General features: G+C 63.8%; 15 protein-coding genes. 6 read left to right on the top strand and 9 right to left on the bottom strand.

The annotated features are described in order from the left end of the window. Position 1 precedes the first annotated feature (1 nt). The 5 genes from H7X45_RS08940 to H7X45_RS08920 all read right to left on the bottom strand — a co-directional run bounded on the left by H7X45_RS08940 (position 2) and on the right by H7X45_RS08920 (position 6,185). Complete coding sequence (locus H7X45_RS08940; RefSeq protein WP_187334557.1) at positions 2-1,345, bottom strand: mechanosensitive ion channel family protein; 1,344 nt, start codon at positions 1,343-1,345, stop codon at positions 2-4. Further along, positions 1,342-2,559: a cystathionine beta-lyase gene (gene metC, locus H7X45_RS08935; protein WP_187334556.1), complete on the bottom strand. Its 1,218-nt coding sequence runs from the start codon at positions 2,557-2,559 to the stop codon at positions 1,342-1,344. Before metC ends, H7X45_RS08940 begins: the two co-directional genes overlap by 4 nt. A gap of 125 nt (positions 2,560-2,684) precedes the next feature. Next, positions 2,685-3,521, bottom strand: coding sequence for a 3-mercaptopyruvate sulfurtransferase (gene sseA / locus H7X45_RS08930; protein ID WP_187334555.1), 837 nt, complete (start codon positions 3,519-3,521; stop codon positions 2,685-2,687). 75 nt (positions 3,522-3,596) lie between these two features. Next, positions 3,597-5,138, bottom strand: a complete 1,542-nt coding sequence (locus H7X45_RS08925; protein WP_187334554.1) for a cryptochrome/photolyase family protein — start codon at positions 5,136-5,138, stop codon at positions 3,597-3,599. A gap of 51 nt (positions 5,139-5,189) precedes the next feature. Beyond that, positions 5,190-6,185 (bottom strand): hypothetical protein, encoded by a 996-nt coding sequence (locus H7X45_RS08920; RefSeq protein WP_187334553.1) that lies wholly within the window; start codon positions 6,183-6,185, stop codon positions 5,190-5,192. A gap of 475 nt (positions 6,186-6,660) precedes the next feature. On the opposite strand from H7X45_RS08920, the gene queF reads away from it, so the two are divergent. From queF to H7X45_RS08905, 3 genes are all read left to right on the top strand, one after another. Further along, the gene (queF, locus tag H7X45_RS08915; protein WP_187334552.1) at positions 6,661-7,119 is read left to right on the top strand and encodes a preQ(1) synthase; all 459 of its coding nucleotides are present in this window, start codon (positions 6,661-6,663) and stop codon (positions 7,117-7,119) included. Positions 7,120-7,186: 67 nt separating this feature from the next. Continuing rightward, the gene (locus tag H7X45_RS08910) at positions 7,187-7,588 is read left to right on the top strand and encodes an acyl-CoA thioesterase (protein ID WP_187334551.1); all 402 of its coding nucleotides are present in this window, start codon (positions 7,187-7,189) and stop codon (positions 7,586-7,588) included. 105 nt (positions 7,589-7,693) lie between these two features. Then, entirely contained in the window at positions 7,694-10,396 is a 2,703-nt protein-coding gene (locus H7X45_RS08905) for a M1 family metallopeptidase (protein ID WP_246449413.1), read from the top strand. A 66-nt stretch (positions 10,397-10,462) separates the two neighbouring features. Here H7X45_RS08905 and H7X45_RS08900 read toward each other — a convergent pair whose 3' ends face one another. From H7X45_RS08900 to hflK, 4 genes are all read right to left on the bottom strand, one after another. After that, positions 10,463-12,073, bottom strand: a complete 1,611-nt coding sequence (locus H7X45_RS08900) for a helicase HerA-like domain-containing protein (RefSeq protein ID WP_187334550.1) — start codon at positions 12,071-12,073, stop codon at positions 10,463-10,465. A 117-nt stretch (positions 12,074-12,190) separates the two neighbouring features. After that, the gene (locus H7X45_RS08895; RefSeq protein ID WP_187334549.1) at positions 12,191-13,738 is read right to left on the bottom strand and encodes a Do family serine endopeptidase; all 1,548 of its coding nucleotides are present in this window, start codon (positions 13,736-13,738) and stop codon (positions 12,191-12,193) included. Positions 13,739-13,899: 161 nt separating this feature from the next. Continuing rightward, entirely contained in the window at positions 13,900-14,754 is an 855-nt protein-coding gene (gene hflC / locus H7X45_RS08890; RefSeq protein WP_187334548.1) for a protease modulator HflC, read from the bottom strand. After that, a complete protein-coding gene (hflK, locus tag H7X45_RS08885) occupies positions 14,751-15,818 on the bottom strand; it encodes a protease modulator HflK (protein ID WP_187334547.1) in 1,068 nt (355 codons plus the stop codon). Before hflK ends, hflC begins: the two co-directional genes overlap by 4 nt. A gap of 127 nt (positions 15,819-15,945) precedes the next feature. On the opposite strand from hflK, the gene H7X45_RS08880 reads away from it, so the two are divergent. The 3 genes from H7X45_RS08880 to H7X45_RS08870 are packed head-to-tail and all read left to right on the top strand — an operon-like array spanning position 15,946 to position 19,598. Next, the gene (locus H7X45_RS08880) at positions 15,946-16,917 is read left to right on the top strand and encodes an Mrp/NBP35 family ATP-binding protein (protein ID WP_187334546.1); all 972 of its coding nucleotides are present in this window, start codon (positions 15,946-15,948) and stop codon (positions 16,915-16,917) included. Further along, positions 16,907-17,332, top strand: coding sequence for a CoA-binding protein (locus H7X45_RS08875; protein WP_187334545.1), 426 nt, complete (start codon positions 16,907-16,909; stop codon positions 17,330-17,332). The genes H7X45_RS08880 and H7X45_RS08875 overlap by 11 nt, the downstream gene beginning before the upstream one ends. Beyond that, positions 17,316-19,598: a xanthine dehydrogenase family protein molybdopterin-binding subunit gene (locus tag H7X45_RS08870; RefSeq protein ID WP_187334544.1), complete on the top strand. Its 2,283-nt coding sequence runs from the start codon at positions 17,316-17,318 to the stop codon at positions 19,596-19,598. Before H7X45_RS08875 ends, H7X45_RS08870 begins: the two co-directional genes overlap by 17 nt. Positions 19,599-19,649 lie beyond the last annotated feature (51 nt).

Below are 19,649 nucleotides of genomic sequence, written 5' to 3'. Positions count from 1 at the left end.
ATCAGCCGTCGGCGGGCGCGGGCGGCCCCTCGCGGTCCTGCGCCTGCGCCTTTGCCAGCCGTTCGATAATCTCCGCCGGTGGATTGCGCAGATTAATGTCGCGCTGCGGGAACGGGATTTCGATGCCGTTGTCCTTGAACAGGAACCAGAGGCGCCTCAGCACATCCGAACGCACATTGCCAACGCCCTCTTCAGGGTCCCTGATCCACACCAGAATCTCGAAATCGACACTGCTGTCGCCATAGCCGATCCACCAGATATTAGGCTTGGGAAGATCGAGCACCCGCGGGCTTTCCTCAGCAGCCTGGCCCATCAGCTTTACGACGAGTTCCATGTCCGAATTGTAGGACACGCCAACCGGAATGCGGACGCGGACATTCTTGCTGGAATAGCTCCAGTTCTCCACCTCTTCCGTCATCAGGATCTCGTTCGGGATCAGATGCTCCTTGCCGTCCCGCGTGACGATCGAAACCGCGCGCACGCCGATCTTGTTCACCCAGCCGAAGCTGTCGCCCACCGCGATGACGTCTCCCGGCTTGATCGAGCGGTCCATCAGGAGGATGATGCCCGAGATCAGGTTGCCGAAGGTCTTCTGGAAGCCGAAACCGATGGCGAGGCCGAAGGCGCCGGAGAAGACCGCGAGCGCGGTAAGATCGATCCCCAGAAAGTCGATGCCTGCAAAGAAGGCGACGATTATGACGGCGATGCCGGCTAGCTTTTCAATCAGCAGTTTCTGCGCAGGATCGAAGCGGTTGGCGCCTTCGATAAAGTGGCGCGTCAGACGATTGACGAAGCGCACCATGGCAAACAGCAGGATACCGGTGATGGCCCATTGCAGCACCGTGAGCACGGACACGCGCGTCTTGCCGGCATCGAAGCCGATCCGGTCAAGCTCGTGACTGAGCGGCTCAATCCCCTGTAACCCCTCGATCAGGCCGTTGACGACGAATAGGAAGACCGCGCCGGACAAGAGCAGCGCGGCCCATTGCGGCATGTGGAGAAAGCGGATCGCCCGGTTGATGACCAGGGTGGACGCAGCGGCAAGGTTGAGGCCGATCAGCGCGATCGACAGCTGGCCCCAATTGCGAGACTGGAACAGAATGAACAGAAGGATCGCGGCAATCAGGAAACGGGCCACGCGCTCGATCCGCTTGCAGCGCTGCGGATGTTCATCCTGCTTCAGCCGATTTTGGACGAAGTTTTCAATGCGCGGCGCCAAAGCGGCGCCCGCAACCCAACCGATGATCCAGGCGGCGACGATGAACCCAAGGGCGATCAGCGCGGTGCTGACATCCAGATTGACGCTGATACCGAGATCAGCCAGCCATTGTTCGAAGTCCTTCATGCCCGGCGATCATGCAACGCGGCGAAACCGCGTTCAAGATCGGCGATCAGGTCTTCGGGATCTTCCAGACCGATGTTGAGCCGGATCAGCGGTCCGCCGGCGGACCAGCGCGTCGCCGTCCGGTCCGGCGCGGGATCGACCGGCAAGGCAAGGCTCTCAAACCCGCCCCAGCTATAGCCGATGCCGAAAAGATGCAGCGCGTCGATAAAGGCGTCGGCGGTTTCGGTCGGTACATCGTGCAGTACGAAGGAGAATAGCCCCGACGATCCGGCGAAGTCGCGATTCCAGGTCTCATGGCCCGGGCAGCCGGGCAGCGCGGGGTGGAAAACGGCATCGACTTCCGGACGATCGGCGAGCCAGCGCGCCACGGCGAGCGCGTTCGCTTCATGCCGCCGCAGGCGCACATCCAGCGTGTGCAGTCCGCGATGGGCCAGATAGGCGTCATCCGGGCTGATGACTTGGCCGAACTGGAACGCGGTACGGCGCAGGGCAGGCCACCAGCGTTTCGTTGCGGAGACGGTGCCCAGCATGACGTCGCTGTGCCCGCCGATATATTTGGTGCCGGCCAGGATCGTGAGATCGATACCTTTTTCGATCGCCGGGAAAAACAGCGGCGTCGCCCAGGTGTTGTCGAGCAGTGTGACCATGCCGCGTTCCTTCGCGGCGGCGCAGATGCCGGGCACGTCCTGTACCTCGAAGGTCAGGCTCCCGGGGCTTTCGAGCAGGATTGCGGCGGCCGGGCCTTCATCCCCCTCACCGTCCATCAGCGCCGCGATCTCCTCCACGCTGGCGAGCGGATCGAACCAGCGCGTCGTGACGCCCCAGGGTTTTAGAAACTGAGCGGCGAAACTGCGCGACGGATCATAGGCATTGTCCGTCATCAGCAGCGTATCGCCGGGTTTCAGAACGGCGAGAAGCGCGCAGGAAATGGCGGCCACGCCGGAGGGGAACAGATAAGTTCCCGCCGCACCCGGCTCCAGCTCGGTTAGCGCTTCGGCGAGCGCCCAGTGCGTCGGGCCGCCGCGGCGGCCGTAGAAGAACTTGCCTTCCTGCACCGGGCCTTTGGCGGCGCGCAGATCCGCTGTGCTGTCATAAAGATGCGTGCTGCCGCGCCAGACCGGCGGATTAACCACCGCCCCGCCCGTCCACTCGCGCCGACGACCGCCGGTTACAAGCTGCGTGGCCGGTTTTTTCGACGAGCCGCTATCTGCCAATTTTTTGAACTCCGTTCGCCCTGAGCCTGTCGAGCAGCTGCCTCGCTCCCTCTTGGCCTTGGCTTAGAGGGAAGGACAACGATTCGACAAGCTCAGCCCGAACGGATTTCGTATTCTTGATGCGCTTATGCGGTCGCCTTGGGAGCGTCCTTGTCCGCGCCATATTCGGACCATGCGCCATCATAGAGGCGCACATCCTGTTTGCCGAGCAGATGCGCGGCGAACAGCGGGACGGCGGCCGTCATGCCGCTGCCGCAGCTGGTGATCATCGGCTTGTCGAGATCGACGCCGGCGTCTTTGAACACCGTCTTCAGCTCGTCACCGGTCTTCCAGGTTCCGTCTTCGTGGAAGAACTGGCCATGCGGCGTGCTGTGCGAGCCGGGGATGTGGCCGCTCGGCAGGTCTTCACGCGGCTCCGGCTCGGTGCCGTCGAAGCGACCCTTGGGGCGGGCATCGACCACTTCGGCGCCCTTGTCGTGCAGGTTTGCCAGCACGTCGGACTTCTTGGCGACCTGCTTTTCATCCTTCCAGACGGTGAAATGGCGATGGCGAAGATCGGGCTTGCCGGTTTCCAGCGGGCGATCTTCCGCCTTCCATTTGGCAAGGCCGCCGTCGAGGATGGCGACGGAGTGCGCGCCGAACATGTTCAGCATCCACCAGGCGCGCGCTGAGCTCTTGAGCGGCGAATCGTCATACAGCACGATGCGGCTGCCGTCGCCAAGCCCCAGCGACTGCATGCGGCTGGCAAACTTTTCCGCGCTGGGCAGCATGTTGGGAAGATCGCCCGACGGATCGGCCAGTTCGGCGAGGTCCATGAACACCGCGCCGGGGATGTGGCCGCCCTCATATTCAGCGCGCGGATTGCGTCCGGCGTCGGGCAGGAAATAGGTTGCGTCGACCACGCGCAGATCGCTCGCGCCCATTTCGCCTGCCAGCCATTCGGTCGAAACTAATTGGTCCATCGATTCGCGTTCCTGCTTTGGAGTGGGCCGGCAGGACTAGCGCCATACCGGAGCGGTGAAAACCCTTGGCTTGCCTCAGAGTTCATTGAGCGAGTCCAGCACTGCGCGGGCTTTTGCGCGCAGCGAGATTTTTTCGCCGGTCTCCTTGTTGTCCCAGTTGCGATAGGCGAGCGCCATCCGGCTGTTGCCGCTCAGCTTGTCCTCGTTCCGCGCCAGGAAATCCCAGTAAAGCGAATTGAACGGGCAGCTATCGTCCTCGGTCTTGGTTTTCACATTGTAACGGCAGGCCCCGCAATAATCGGACATCTTGTCGATATAATTGCCCGACGAGGCATAAGGCTTCGACGCGAGAAGCCCGCCATCGCCAAACTGGCTCATGCCCAGAACATTGGGCAGTTCCACCCATTCATAGGCGTCCGCATAGACTTCGAGATACCAGGCATGGACCTGTTTAGGGTCGATCCCCGCCAGCATCGCGAAATTGCCGGTGATCATCAGCCGCTGGATGTGATGCGCATAGGCATAATCCAGCGTCTGGCCGATAGCCTGGGACAGGCATTCCATGTCCGTTTCGCCATCATAATAGAAACGCGGTAGATCGCGGTCCGCCTCAAAGAAATTGCGCTCCACATAATCGGGGCCTTCGCGCCAGTAGATGCCGCGCATAAATTCGCGCCAGCCGATGATCTGGCGGATAAAGCCTTCCGCGCTGTTCAGCGGCACCTTGCCATCGCGGTACAGCGAATCGACATCGCGGCAGAGATTGACCGGATCGAGCAGGCCGGAGTTGATGTAGGGGCTCAGCACCGAATGCCACAGGAACGGCTCTCCGCGCAGCATTGCGTCCTGATAATCGCCGAAGCAGGGGAGCGCTTCGTCCAGAAACTGGCGGCGTGCGCGCATCGCCTCTTCATGCGTGACGGCGAAATGGAAATTCTCGGTGGTGCCCGGATGATCCCCGAACCGCTCGTTCACCATCGCGATCACGTCTTGCGTGACGTTATCGGGCCGGAACCGGATAGGCCGGGGCATCAGCAAATCGCCGCCGGGCGCAGGTTTGCGGTTTTCCTGATCGTAATTCCACTGGCCGCCGGCAGGCTCTCCGTCTTCCTCCATCAGGATGCCGGTCTTGCGGCGCATCTCCCGATAGAAGAATTCCATGCGTAGTTGTTTCTTGCCCTCCGCCCATTCCTCGAATTCTTGGTGGGTGGCGAGGAAGCGGGTGTCGGTACAGATGGTGACCGGCAGGCCGAACTGGTCTTCCCAATTTTCCAGCATTTCGCGCACGCGCCATTCGGCCGCTTCGGTGACCCGGATGCTCTCCGGCTCGTGCCGCTCGATCGCGCGCGCAAGCTCCCCTGAAAAGCTGCCATTGTTATCGGGATCGTCGAGCTTGATGTAATCGACCGTCCAGCCCTTATCCTCCAGCCGCGCGGCATGATGACGCATGGCCGAGAGGATGTAGGCGATCTTGGCCTTGTGATGGCGGACATATTCGGTTTCGTCCGCCACCTCCATCATCAGGAGGACGCAATCCTTAGTCTTCATGCCATCCAACGAGGGCAGGTTGAGCGAAAGCTGATCGCCCAGAATAGGAATGAGTGTTTTGATGGCCATGCCGATCAAAAGCGCGGCAGGCGCATGCAGGTTCCCCGCGCAACCGTGCCGTCAGACAGGCTTGGCGGCGACTTCCTGGATGATGCGGGGGCCGGGATCGATCGGGATGGGGCCGAGCCTGTCCTGACCGGCAGCCCCGGCGCGGCCGATCACGAAACTGTTTTGCAGACGATCCTGGCCGTCATGCCAGCGATAATCGCAATCGATGGCGACGAGTGGGATGATCACGGTGCGATCGTTCATGCGGAAGGCGGACGAGCTGTCCAGCGGCACGCGCATTTCGCCCTCTACCGGCATGCGGCTGCCCGCGCCGATGGGTGGGATGGTGACGCTTTGCCCGGTAAATGCCTCGCGCAAGAAGAAGCGATCGACCTGTCCTTGCGTATCCTGTCCGCCGGGCAGTGCGTCGAGCCGCAGGACCGCGCCGTCGACCGGCGCAGGCCCGGTGTTGGCCAGCCAGAGCCGGTAGTGAAGCTCGAAATGCGTTGCCGTCTGTTCGGCCCGCAGGATTTCCAGCCGCGCTTGCAGCGTCGGGCGGGCGGCGGCCGGTTGCGACAAACGCGTCGTGACAAGGCCGGCCGGTGCAGCCGCGGGGGCCGCAGGTGGCGGCGCTCCGGTAAGGCCAGAGAAGGCGCGGACCGTCCCGCCCGCTGATCTGGCCGCGGCGCCTGCGCTGGACGTGACCGTTCCGCTGGGCGGTGAAGCGCGTTCCGGTGCGGGCGCTGCCGGCGGCGGGGGCGGGGCGGGGGCCGGTTCTGGAGGTGTGGGGAGACGCGCGGGCGGCCCGGTCTGGCTGGGCGGGGCAGGGGGCGGCGCAGCAGCAGGAGCAGTAGCGGCTTCATACGCAGCCCCCGGCTTCTCCTTTCGCCTGGCGAAAAGCCATATCAGGCCGACGCCCAGAATTAGCAGCAGCGGCACCAGCCAAGGCAGCATGTTCAAAATGTCGGTGCTGCCCTGTTCTTCCTGCACCGGCACGGCATCGGCAGATGTATCCGGGGCGATTTGCGGCGGTGTGATCACCGGCGCGGGCGGGCCTGCCGCGGGCATCGTTTCCGGCGTCGCCTGGGCCGTCGGTTCAGCCTGCGGTGCGGTTTCTATCTGAGCCGGCTGTGCGGCAGGGGCAGGCGCGGGACGCGCGGCCGGGCTCGGTGCAGGGCGCGGCGGAGGTGGAGGCGCAGGTCGGGGTGGAGGCGTGGGGGCCGGACGCATACGTGCAGGAGACGGCGCGGGAGCAGGGCGCGCCGGTGTCGGTGTTGCGCGCGGCGCCTTGTCCAGAATGGGAACGTTCAGTGGGGCGGGACGGGGCGAAGGGCTGGGCAGAGGTGCAATGATCGGCGCCGGTGTGGGTGCAGGCGTCGGATCGAGCCGGAAGCCGCCGCTGGCATCGTTGGTCTGCCCGCTATTCTGCTGCGCGACGGCTGGCGCCAGCGGATACACGATTAGCGCCAGCGGCAGCATAACCGCCGGTGCGCGTGATTTTCGAGAATGACAGATGGGCCTGCCCGCCTTTATGGATGCCGCCATGGCCGAAAATTCAAAACCCCGTTTCCTGGGACAGGATAGCCCGCTTCCCTCGTCGCCTGACGAAGCGGAGCTGGATTATGTCCCCAATCCGCGCGCCGGGCAACTCTACTGCGTCCGATTTACCGCGCCTGAATTTACCTCGCTCTGCCCGGTTACCGGCCAGCCCGATTTCGCGCATCTGATCATCGATTACGCGCCTGGCAAGACGATTGTCGAATCGAAGTCGCTGAAACTGTTCCTGGGCAGCTTCCGCAACCATTGTGCCTTCCACGAAGACTGTACCGTCGGTATCGGCGTTCGCCTGTTCGAGGAAATGCAGCCCGAATGGCTGCGAATCGGCGGATACTGGTATCCGCGCGGCGGCATACCCATCGATGTGTTCTGGCAGAGCGGAGAGGCCCCGCGCGGCTTGTGGGTGCCGGACACCGGCGTTGCCTCTTACCGAGGGCGCGGATAAGTTTTTTCGCAGATTTCTTGCGTCCTTCATCTATCTTTCATGTGCGACTGACATTATTGTCAGTATCATGACCGCAAGCCACAGCCACGCCATCGACATCACACCTGAAGATATCGACTTCATGGGGCACGTGAACAACGCCAACTACCTGTCCTGGGTGCAGGACGCGGTGGTTGCGCATTGGCAGAAGATTGCGCCTTCCCAGGCGGTTGCCGAGCATCTCTGGGTCGCGCTGAAGCATGAGATCACCTATCGCAAGCCCGCCTTCCTGAATGACGAGGTGTTTGCCGAGGTGATCTTGCAAAAGGTGCACGGCGCGCGCGCTTTCTACGATACGGTGATCAAGCGCGGCGAAGAGGTGCTGGCCGAGGTGAAGTCGAGCTGGTGCTGCCTGGATGCCGAGACGCTGCGCCCCACCCGGATCGCGCAGGATATTTCGGAATATTTCTTCCCAAAGACGGACGACTGACGCGTTTCGACCAGCGACATTTCGGTAAGTGATCCCGCCTTGTGAGACGGCGGGGGTAGGCATAGGGTTCGCCGCAATTGCCTGCCCACCCCGGAGCCGTTTCCCATGTCCATGATCCGCCCCGCTGGCCGCCTACTGGCCGCCGCTTCCCTGCTGTCGCTGGCCGTTCCCGCCGCGGCCCAAATGGCGCAAGGTTCCGCCGCAGACGCGCGGCCCGCGCCCCAGGCGGATAGCGTCGATCCCAGCCTGCCCACGCAGCTGCCGCGCACCGCCGTGCCGCACCGTTACAGCATCCAGGTGGTGCCCAATGCCGAGGCGCTGACTTTCGGCGGAGCGGTGCGCATTGCACTCGATATCGTGAAGCCCACCGATACATTGGTACTGAACGCGGCCGATCTCGCGATCGACGGCGCGACGCTCTACGGCGCCGACGGCAAGCCGCACCGGGCGAAGGCTGTGCTGGACGCCGGCGCACAGACCGCAAGCTTCGATTTCGGCGAGACCCTGCCCACGGGCGCCTATTATCTCGACATTCCCTACACCGGTAAGATCAACACGCAGGCGAACGGATTGTTTGCTCTGGACTACAAGGACCCGGACGGCACCCAGCGCCGCGGCCTGTTCACGCAGTTCGAAGCGCCCGATGCGCGGCGTTTCGTGCCCAGCTGGGACGAACCCGATTACAAGGCGGTGTTCGATCTGACGGCGACCGTGCCGAGCGACCAGATGCCGCTCAGCAATATGCCGATCAAGGCCAGCGAGGATGTCGGCAACGGCATGTCGAAGGTTACCTTCGGCACCACGCCGCCCATGTCCAGCTATCTGCTGTTCTTCGGTCTTGGCGACTTCGAGCGCATCCACCGCGAGGCGGGCGGCACCGATGTCGGCATCGTGATGAGCAAGGGCAAGGCGGACCAGGGACAATACGCGTTGGATGCGGCCTCTGCGATCCTGCCCTTCTACAATGATTATTTCGGCACGCCCTATCCGCTGCCCAAGCTGGATAACATTGCCGGGCCGGGCCAGTCGCAGTTCTTCGGTGCGATGGAAAATTGGGGCGCGATCTTCACCTTCGAGCGCATTCTGCTGAACGATCCGACGATCACGTCGGAGGGCAACCGCCAGTCGATCTTCTCGGTCGCGGCGCATGAAATGGCGCATCAGTGGTTCGGCGATCTCGTCACCATGGCGTGGTGGGACGATCTCTGGCTGAACGAAGGCTTCGCCAGCTGGATGGAGAACAAGACCACCGCCACGCTGCATCCCGAATGGAATGCGGATATCGACCGCGTCAGCGCGCGAGAGGCGGCGATGGGGCTGGACAGCTATGCCGCCACGCATCCGATCGTGCAGAAGATTCGAACGGTGGAGCAGACCAACCAGGCATTCGACACCATCACCTATTCCAAGGGCGAGGCGGTGATCGCAATGCTGGAGGGCTATGCCGGCGCCGAGGTGTGGCGCAAGGGCGTGCAGGATTACATCAAGGCGCATCAATATCAGAACACCCGCACCGACGATCTGTGGAACGCGGTGGAAGCTGCCGGGGCGACGGACCTCACGCGCATCGCGCATCAGTTCACGCTGCAGCCGGGCGTGCCGCTGATCCAGGTGACGGACGCGCAGTGCACGGGCGGCAACACCTTGGTCACACTGCGCCAGAGCGAGTTTTCATCGGATCGGCGCGCAGAAGTGACCGCCAATCCGCAGAGCTGGAACGTGCCGGTCAACGCGGCGACGGCGGGCGGTGCCCTGGTGCGCGCCGTGACCGAGGGGCCGTCCACGCAGATGACGGTGCCGGGCTGCGGTCCGCTGCTGCTCAACGCCGGGCAGACGGGCTATTATCGCTCGCTCTATCAGGCGCCACAGCTCGCCACGCTGGCGCAGAACTTCGCCAGCCTGCAGCCGATCGACCAATATGGCCTGCTGAACGACAATATCGCGCTGGCCTATACCGGTTATCAGCCGCTTGCCCCCGCGCTGGATCTTACGGCGGCCATCCCTTCCGATGCCAATCCCAAGGTACTCGGAGAGGGGCTGGGCACCTGGTCCGGCCTCTATGGCATGTTCGACGGCGAGCCGGGCGTGCAGGCGCAGATCGGCAAGCTGATCCAGACGCAATATGCGCCCGAACTCGATCGCATCGGATTTGCGGTGCGCGATGGCGAGGCGGCAGGCGAGACGTTGCTACGGCCCGCGCTGATCTCGGTGCTCGGCTCCACCGGGCTGGAGTCGGTCAAGGCGGAGCGAGTGCGCCTGCTTGGCGAATTGTCGAAGAATTCCACCGCGCTGGACGGGCCGCTGAAGACCACATGGCTCAGCCTGATCGCCCGCGATGCCGATGCGGCGGATTGGGACACTCTGCATCAGCTTGCGCAGAATGCAGGCGGTTATACCGAACGCTCGGCACTTTACGGCGCCCTGGGCGGCGTGAAGGATCCGGCGCTGGCGCAAAAAGCGCTGGACCTTGCCATCACCGACGAACCCGGCGCGACCATCGGCGCGTCGATCATCTCGGCCGTGGCGGCGAACAATCCGGAGCTGGCGCTCGACTTCGCGCTGGCGCACCCGGTCGAGATCGATCGCATCGTCGATAATAGCGCTCAGTCCCGCTTCGTCGCGCGCATCGCACAGGGCTCGGACGACCCGGCAACGATCGACAAGCTGGACGCCTATGCAAAGGCCAATCTGGGCGAGGAGGCCCGCAAGCCGGTCGACCAGACGATCTCGATCATCAAGGCGCGGCTCGATCGCCGCCAGCGCATCATGGATCAGACGCGCCAGTGGCTGGCCGCGAACGCAGGCTAAGGCTGGCAGTTTTAACTAAAAGGCGGGGCTTCGGTGCAAACCGGGGTCCCGTTTTTTTTTTTAGCGCTAGCGCATCAGTCCACCGAGCAGACCGCGCGCAAACCGGCCAAGGCCGGGAAAGCCGATCGCCTTGCCCAGCTCGGTCCCGATCGTTCCGGCTGCGGCACCCGCGGCGCTTTTGGTGGGCGCAGCGCGGCTGGTGCGGCCGGACAGCTTCCGCCCGATCATTCCGCCAGCGGAAGCCGCCGCCGCATCGACTGCGGCCTTGCCCGCTTTTTCCCAGATGGACGACGTTCGGCGCGGCTCCTTGCGAACTTCTTCCACGCCTTTTTGCTCCACCGCCTCGGCGGTTTTCGCGGCGTCGGCAGCTTTGGCGGCGAGCACTTCGGACGCGCTTTCCCGGTCCACCTCGTGATCATATTTGTCGCCGAAAGGCGATATCGAGCGGATGATGGCGCGCTCCTTCGCCGTCAGCGGCCCCGCGCGCGAACGGGGAGGCTTCACCAGCGTGCGCTGCACGACGGACGGCGCGCCGTCTTCCATCAGCGTGGAAACCAGCGCCTCACCCACTTTCAGCTGCGTGATCGCGGTCTCGACGTCGAGGTCCGGGTTCTCGCGGAAGGTCTCCGCCGCGGCCCGGATCGCCTTCTTATCGCGCGGCGTGAACGCCCGCAGCGCATGCTGCACGCGGTTGCCTAGCTGGCCTGCCACCTCTTCCGGAATGTCGACAGGGTTCTGCGTGACGAAATAGACGCCGACGCCCTTGGAGCGAATGAGGCGCACCACCTGCTCCACCTTGTCGAGCAAGACCTTGGGTGCATCGTCGAACAGCAGATGCGCCTCATCGAAGAAAAAGACGAGTTTGGGTTTGTCGGGGTCGCCCACTTCGGGAAGCGCCTCGAACAGTTCGGACAGCAGCCAGAGCAAGAAGGTGGAATAGAGCCGCGGGCTCTGCATCAGCTTGTCCGCGGCGAGGATATTGACCTGCCCGCGCCCGTCTTCCTCCACGCGCATCAGGTCAGCGATTTCCATGGCCGGTTCGCCGAAGAAGCGCGCGCCGCCCTGCGCATCGAGCTGGAGCAGGGCGCGCTGGATCGCTCCGACGCTGGCGGAGGAGACCTGGCCGTATTTCTTCGAAAGATCGGCGCGGTTTTCTGCGGTCCACTGCAGAAGCGATTGCAGATCGGCCAGATTGAGCAGCAGCAGGCCTTCGTCGTCTGCCGCGCGGAACGCGATTTCGAGCACGCCTGCCTGCGTATCGTTGAGTTGCAGCAGCCGCCCGAGCAGCAGCGGACCCATTTCGGAGATGGTGGTGCGGACGGGATGGCCCTGTTCGCCGAACAAATCCCAGAAGACGACCGGATTGTCGGCGTAGGAGAAGTCGTCATAGCCGATTTCGGCGGCGCGCTTCGTGAAGGGTTCGTGCAGCTTGCCATCGGGTGAGCCTGCCATCGCCATACCGGCCAGATCGCCCTTCACATCGGCAAGAAAGACCGGAACGCCCTGCTGCGAAAAGCTTTCGGCAAGGCCCTGTAGCGTGATGGTCTTGCCGGTACCGGTCGCGCCCGCGATCAGCCCGTGGCGATTGGCGCGCTTCAGATTCAGGAACTGCGGATGCCCGCCATCCGGTTCTTCGCTCTGGCCAATGAAGATCGCTTCGTTGCTATCGCTTGCCATGCGCCGGGCCTTTCATCGCCGATGATGGCCGGGAATTGGCAGATGGCGCGCCATAAGAAAAGGCCCCGGCGGATCGCTATCCGTCGGGGCCTTGCTGTCACTGTTTCGTCTGCGGGCTCAGTCGCCCTGGATGCGCACCGGAATGAACACCGGCTGTTGTCCGCCCGGCGCTTGCACGCGAAGCAGCACGGCTGCCTTGCCCGAACGCTGTGCCGCATTCACCGCATTGGAGAACGCCTCGGCCGATGTCACCGGGCGTCCGTCAACCGACAGGATGACGATGCCGCGCTGGATACCCTTGCGGGCCGCATCGCTGCTGGGATCAACCCCGTTCACAACCACGCCCTGCGTGTCCGCACCCAGCCGCAGCTGGCGGCGCAGGTTCGGCGTCAGATCGAGCACAGCGATGCCCATATCGGCCTCGGCAGCCTGCTCGTTCACCGATTCGTCGGGCTCGGAGAAGTCCTGCTCGTCACCGCCCGCAAGCTTCGCAAGTTCCTCATCGGATGGACGCTGGCTAATTGTGACGTTCAGGCGCTTGCGTTGCCCATTGCGGATCACATCCACGGGGACGGTCCGGCCGACCGGGATGTTCGCCACGATGTAAGCCAGCGTATTGTCCCGCGTAACCTGCTGGCCGTTGATTGCGGTGATGACGTCGCCGGCTTCGACACCGCCCTTGTCAGCGGATGCCCCGGGCACGACGCTCTGAACGAATGCACCTTCGTTCTTGTTGTCGATACCGCGAATGGAAGCGGCAAAGTCTTCGGACAAAGGCTGGAACTGGATGCCCAGATAGCCGTGCTCGACTTCCTTGCCTTCCTTGAGCTGCGCAATGATCGGCGCAGCCACTTCGGACGGCGTCGCGAAACCAAGGCCTACGCTGCCGCCTGTGGGCGACAGGATCGCGCGGTTGATCCCGATAACCTCGCCATTGAGGTTGAACATCGGTCCGCCGCTATTGCCCTGGTTGATCGCAGCGTCCGTCTGGATGAAGCGATCATAGGCGCCGCCCGTGTCCACGCCGCCCTGACCGACATTGCGGTAGAGCGCGGACACGATGCCGCTCGTGACGGTGCCGCCAAGGCCCAGCGGATTGCCGATGGCCATCACCCAGTCGCCCACACGGGTTTTGGTGCTGTCGCCCAGTTTCACGAAGGGAAGAGTCTTGCCCGCGTCGATCTTGAGGACGGCAATGTCCGATGCCTCGTCACGGCCCACGAGCTTCGCAGGATATTCGGTGCGATCGGGCATGATGACGGTGATCGAATCCACCGTCGCATTCTCGTTGCCCGGTGCCACCACATGGTTGTTGGTGACGATATAGCCATCCGAGGACACGATGAAACCGGAGCCGAGCGACTGCGCTTCCTGCGTGCTGGGCTGCTGCGGCTGCTGTCCGCGTCGGCCGAAGAACTGGCCGAACAGGCCTGCCATCGGGTTCTGCTCCACCTTCACGGTCTGCTTGGTGGAAATGTTGACGACGGCGGGGGAAACCTGCGCGGCGAGATCGGCGAAGCTGACGGGAGCGCCAGCGGGCGCCAGGGCGCGCATCACATGATCCTCGTTTTGCGCGGTCTGCGCGGTTACGGGCGTGCCGTTCACCAGCGCGATCGTGCTTCCGCCGAGTAGAAGTGCTGCGGTGAAGGCATAAGCGTAGCGCACTTTGGAATGTCCTCTCAAAATTGGGTCCTCATGAAAAGCTGCGGTCGACTGCCCCCAACGGGAGACGAATGGATGCACGCACAACGCTGAACATCGATTGAATATCCCTCGCCACCTCGCCGATTTTCAGGCTTTCGGGCGCGACAGTTCGATGAACGACATCAGCGGCCGCCACCATTTTCAAAGTTGCGCAGATACTCGTTCTTGGGGGACATCACGATGTTGGTGTTGCCTTTGCCCTGTTCGAACGTGCGGGCGTAGGATTCCATCGAGCGATAGAAATCGTAGAATTCCGGGTCCTTGCCGAAGCTCTCGGCATAGGTGCGCGCGGCCTGCGCTTCGGCATCGGCACGGATGATCTGCGCCTGCTTCTCGCCTTCGGCCCGGATCGCGACCGCTTCCTGCTGACGCGCGGTGCGCATCCGCTCATAGGCCGATTGCAGGGGCGTGCCTTCGGGCAGATCGGCGCGCTTGATCCGCACATCGATTACCTGCGCACCATATTTGTTGGCCTCGATATTCAGCGCGTCCTGGATGTTCTCCATCACCTGACCGCGCTCCGGGCTGAGCAGCGTCGCAAAGGCGCGCTTACCCAGCTCGTTGCGTAAAGAGGAGCCTAGGATGGTACGCAGCTGGTCGCCCAAGGCGTCCTCGGTGCGAATGGTGGTGTACATGCGCAGCGGATCGGTGATGCGATAACGCGCATAGGCGTCCACCTGCAGGCGCAGCTGATCGGTCGAAAGCACTTCCTGCCGCGCCATTTCCACGCGGCGGATACGCTTGTCGATGAACTGGATCTGCTCGATGAACGGAATGCGCGCGACCAGATTGCCCGGCGTTTCACCGAATTCCTCGTTTGTGCGATAGGGATTCACGATCCGGTCCGGCTTGCCGTAGGCGGTGATGATCGCCTGCTTGGTTTCCGGTACGATCGAGACCGTCATCACCAACAGGATGATCGCGGCCAGGACGAACAGGGCGATCGCCAGCGGACTTGTCAGATTGTTGCGGTTCATGGGTTGCTCGCCTCCGCACCAGCCGCGGGCTGTTCGGCGCGTTTCCTGATTTCGGGAAGGGGCAGATAGGGCGTCACCGATCCATCGGTATCGACGATCGTCTTGTCGACATCGCCCAGCACGCCTTCCATGGTTTCATAATAGATGCGGCGGCGGGTCACCTCGGGCGCGAGCCGATATTCGGCATAAACCTTGTCGAACCGTGCGGTGTCGCCGAGCGCGCGCTCGATCACCCGTTGCGCAAAGGCGCGGCTGTTGTTGATCGCCGATTCGCGTTCCTGCTTGGCCGCGTTCACTTCCTTGAAGGCCTCGTTCACCTCGGCCGGCGGATCGGACTGCAGGATCGAGATCGCCTCGATCGTTATGCCCGCGCCGTAGCTGTCCAGAATCTGCTGCATGCGCTCGCGTACCTGCGCTTCGATCTCACCGCGACCGGGGCCGATCGCAGAGATGAGGTCGAAGTTCGCAACGGCGGCGCGCATGGCGCTTTCGCCCACTTCGGCAACGGTCTGCGCAGGATCTTCCAACTGGAAGAGATAGCGTGCGGGATTGCGGACCGACCAGCGGACTTCATAGGCCATGTCGATGATGTTCTGATCGCTCGTCAGGATCAGATTTTCCTGGGATGCGCCGGTGGAGCCGATCTGCGTGGTGCGGATGGCCTGCGTGTCCACCTTCTGCAGCTTCTCGATCGGGGCGGGCAGAGTGAACTGAACGCCGGGGCCAACCGTGCGATCATATGCGCCGAGGCGGGTGATAACGCCTTCTTCTTCGGCGCCGAGCACGTGAATGCTCGAAAAGGCGAGCCAAAGCGCCACCAGCGCCACAACCGCCAGCAGCCAGATGGATTTGTTTGCCGGGCCGCCGGGTACGTTAAACCTGCCGCGACTTTTCAACAGATCTTCCAACGAAGGGCCGCGGCCCTTGCGCGGACCGCCGCCGCCAGGTCCCTGCGGCGGGGGGCTCCACGGATTGCGCGGACCGTCGCCGCCGCCATCGCCGCTGCCGTCACCTCCGCCGCTGCCGCCTTTGCGCGGACCGCCCCACGGGCCTTGATCGTTCATATTGCTGCCTGTTCCGGCCCCAACCGAGCCGGACGTGCTGGAAATTTCCCTCATGCCCCATGCTATAGGAAGCGTGCGGCCAGAAAAACAGTGCCAAGCACGAAATTGGTCCCTATGCCACGCGCCCATGGCGACCTCTGAAGCAATTGAGACCGCGCTGCGCGATGCGGCCGCCGAACGGGCGCGGCTCGTGCGGCTGGATGACGACGCGATTACGGTGACCGTCGATGTCGCCGGGGTGAAGGCCTCAGATCATGACGCGATCGAACAGGCCGTGCGCGGCGCGGTCGAGCCGCTGCGGGGCGAGCGAAAGCTGCGCATCGCGCTGACGGCTGAGCGCTCCAAACCGCGGCTGATCGCGGTCGGCAGCGGAAAGGGCGGCGTCGGCAAATCCACGCTTGCGGCCAATCTGGCGGTGGCCCTTGCGCGGCGTGGCCGTTCCGCAGGGCTGGTGGATGCCGATATCTACGGCCCTTCCGTGCCGACATTGCTGGGCCGTGAGGGTGTGAAGCCCGAGGCGGAAAATCAGAAGCTCCATCCGGTCGACAGCGATTACGGCGTGCCGTTTCTTTCGATGGGCCAATTGGTGGATGCAGGGCAGGCGGTGGCCTGGCGCGGGCCGATGGCGGGCAAGGCGCTCACCCAGTTGATCGATGCGCACTGGCAGGCGAAGGAGCTGGTGGTCGATCTCCCGCCCGGTACCGGCGATATCCAGCTGTCTATGGTGCAGAGCCATAAACCGGCCGCCGCCGTGATCGTCTCCACCCCGCAAGATCTTGCTCTCATTGATGCGACCCGCGCGATCACCTTTTTTGACAAAGCGGGCGTGCCGGTGATCGGGCTGGTCGAGAATATGGCGGGCTATGTCTGCCCGCATTGCGGTGAACTGAGCGATCCCTTCGGTTCGGGCGGAGCGGAAGCCGCGGCTAAGGCGCTGGACTTGCCCTTCTTGGGCCGCGTGCCGCTGGACATTGCGATCCGGACGGCTAGCGATGCCGGTATTCCACCCGCTGCGGGAGACAGCGTGCAGGGACGTGCGTTCCTGTCCATTGCCGATAAGGTGATCGACTGGATGGAAGGACATGGACATGCCGCTTGAGAGCGCAGACGAAATCAAGAGCCTGCTCGAACGTACAAACCGGATCGCGATGGTGGGCGCATCGCCCAAGGCGAATCGCGCCAGCAACGGCGTGCTCAAATTCCTGCTGGATCAGGGGTATGAGGTAATACCGGTTAATCCCGGTCACGCCGGGTCAGCAATCCACGGAGCCGAGGTGGTGGCATCGCTTGCCGATATCGAGGGAAAGGTCGATCTGGTCGACATCTTTCGCAACAGCGAGGATGCGGCCAATGCGGTGGATCAGGCGATATCGATCGGTGCCGGCGCGGTCTGGATGCAGCTGGGCGTGATCAATGAGGACGCGGCGGCCCGCGCAGAGGAGGCCGGACTGGACGTCGTGATGGACCGTTGTCCCAAGATCGAGATTCCGCGCCTCGGTGTCCGCAAAGCCTGACCGCACGAAAGAGGGCCTCAGCCGCCGCTCGCTGCTGATCGGCGGGCTCGCTGCGGGCGGGCTCGTCGTCGGCTGGTCGCTATGGCCACGACAGTATCGGCCGGGGCTCGCCGCGACGGAGGATGAACGGGTATTCGATGCCTGGCTCAAGATCGCGCGCGATGGGCAGGTGACGGTCGCCGTGCCACAGGCGGAACTGGGGCAGGGCGTCTATACGCAGCTCGCGCAGATCGTCGCGGGAGAACTCGGCGCGGACTGGCGCACGGTGGCGGTGCAGCCGGCCGCGATCAATCCGCTGTTCGCCAACGATCTGCTGGCACGGCAGTGGGCGCCTGCGGTGTTGCCGGTGGGCGCAGACCGTGCGGGCGAGGAGCCGATAATCGCCGATGCCATCGACAAGCTGGCGACGCGCAGCACATTCATGGTCACGGCAGGATCGACTTCGATCCGTATGTTCGAGGAGCCGGCGCGTAAGGCCGGTGCCGTAGCGCGCGCGATGCTGTGTCAGGCCGCCGCCGCGCAATGGGACGTGGCTTGGGAGAGCTGCCAGGCGCAGGACGGCTTCGTCGTCTTTCAACAGAAGCGCCTGCGGTTCGGAGTGCTGGTGGACGAAGCCGCCGCGCTGGACCCGCCCGATCCGGTGCCTTTGCTGCCTAGTCCGCGCAACATTTTGTCGGGAACGGACCAGCTGCGGCTCGACGTACCGGCCAAGCTGGACGGCAGCGCCACATTCGCGGGCGATGTCCGCCTGCCGGAGATGCTGTACGCCTCGATCCGGCACGGCCCGATCGGTGACAGCCGCCTGAAAGCGCTGCGCAGCGCCGGTGCGAAAGATATCATCGGGCTGGTCGATGTAGTGACAAATGATCGCTGGGTTGCTGCGGTGGCAACCAACTGGTGGGCGGCGAACAAGGCACTCGATCGGCTGGCGCCCGTGTTCGTGACAAGCGGTAGTCTGCCATCCGACGAATCCATCGAGACCGCGCTTGCCGAGGCGCTGAGAACCGGCAAGGGCTGGCAGATCGACAGTCGCGGTTCCTTGCTGAAATCGCTGGAAAAGAGCGCGGGCACGCGCGTTTTTGAGGCGCAGTATAATGTCGCGCCCGCGCTCCATGCCGGTATCGAGACGCGCTGCGCCACCGCATCGGTGCGCGGCGCCAAGGCGGAAATCTGGGTTGCGACGCAGGCGCCCGCCGCAGCGCGCGAGGCGGTGGCGAGCGCGCTGGGCTTTTCGGCCAGCGACGTGATCCTTTATCCGATGATGGCGGGCGGAGCGTTCGGGCGCGCGCTCAATCCCGCGGTTGCGGTGGAGGCGGCGCTGATCAGCCGCCAGATGGGCAGGCCGGTGCAACTTACATGGTCGCGCGCCGAAGAATGCCTGCAGGACCATTATCGCGCGCCCGCCAAGGCGCGCATGATCGGCGCGATCGACGGCGCGGGACAGCTTGCAGGTTTCGCCGCCAAGATCGCCGTGCCAGCAACGATGCGCGAACAGCTGCGCCGGATGATCCGCGGCGATCTGCCCTATCAGGCTTGGCAGGAAGCTGCCGATGAGCGTGATCCCTTGGCCGTCGAAGGGGCCATGCCGCCTTATGCGATCCCGAACATCGCGATCGATCACTATCCTGCAAATGTCGGCATCCCGACCGGGCGCTGGCGCGGCAACGCGGATAGCTACACGGCTTTCTTCGTGGAATCCTTTCTGGATGAGCTGGCGCGCGCTGCGGGGATCGAGCCACTGTCCTTCCGCATGCAGATGCTTACCGGACAGCCGCGCCTTGCCGCCTGTATCAACGGCGTCGCGGCGATGGCGAACTGGACCGGTGGCGCCGGAGGAGAGGGGCAGGGCATCGCCTGTCACGTAGCGCGCGGCTCCTATATCGCGGTGATCGCCAGCGCCCGCACCGGAGACCGCGGCGTCCGTGTCAGCCGCATCTCGGCGATGGTGGATGCCGGGCGCCTCATCAATCCGGACATCGCGCGGCAGCAGATTGAGGGCGGCATCGTCTGGGGACTTGCGCAGGCGCTGGGCGTTGCAACAGGATTCGAAGGCGGATTGGCGAATGTGCGGCGGCTGCGCGATGCCAATCTCCCGACGCTTGCCGATATGCCGGAGGTGCAAGTGGAGTTTGTGCGCAGCGACGCGGACCCTGGCGGTATCGGGGAAATTGGCGTGCCCGCGGTGGCCCCTGCGGTCTCCAACGCCCTGTTCTCCGCAGCCGGCGTGCGCATGCGCAATCTGCCGCTGCTTTCTGATGGGCTGTAGGCGGCGCTCGGTGCCGCTCACGGCTTTCGCTTTCGCGCCCGATGTGCCAAC

It is taken from the genome of Novosphingopyxis iocasae (assembly GCF_014334095.1).
Classification (GTDB): domain Bacteria; phylum Pseudomonadota; class Alphaproteobacteria; order Sphingomonadales; family Sphingomonadaceae; genus Novosphingopyxis; species Novosphingopyxis iocasae.
Note: the sequence above shows the minus strand (reverse complement) of the source record. Positions and strands in the feature narration are given on the sequence as shown.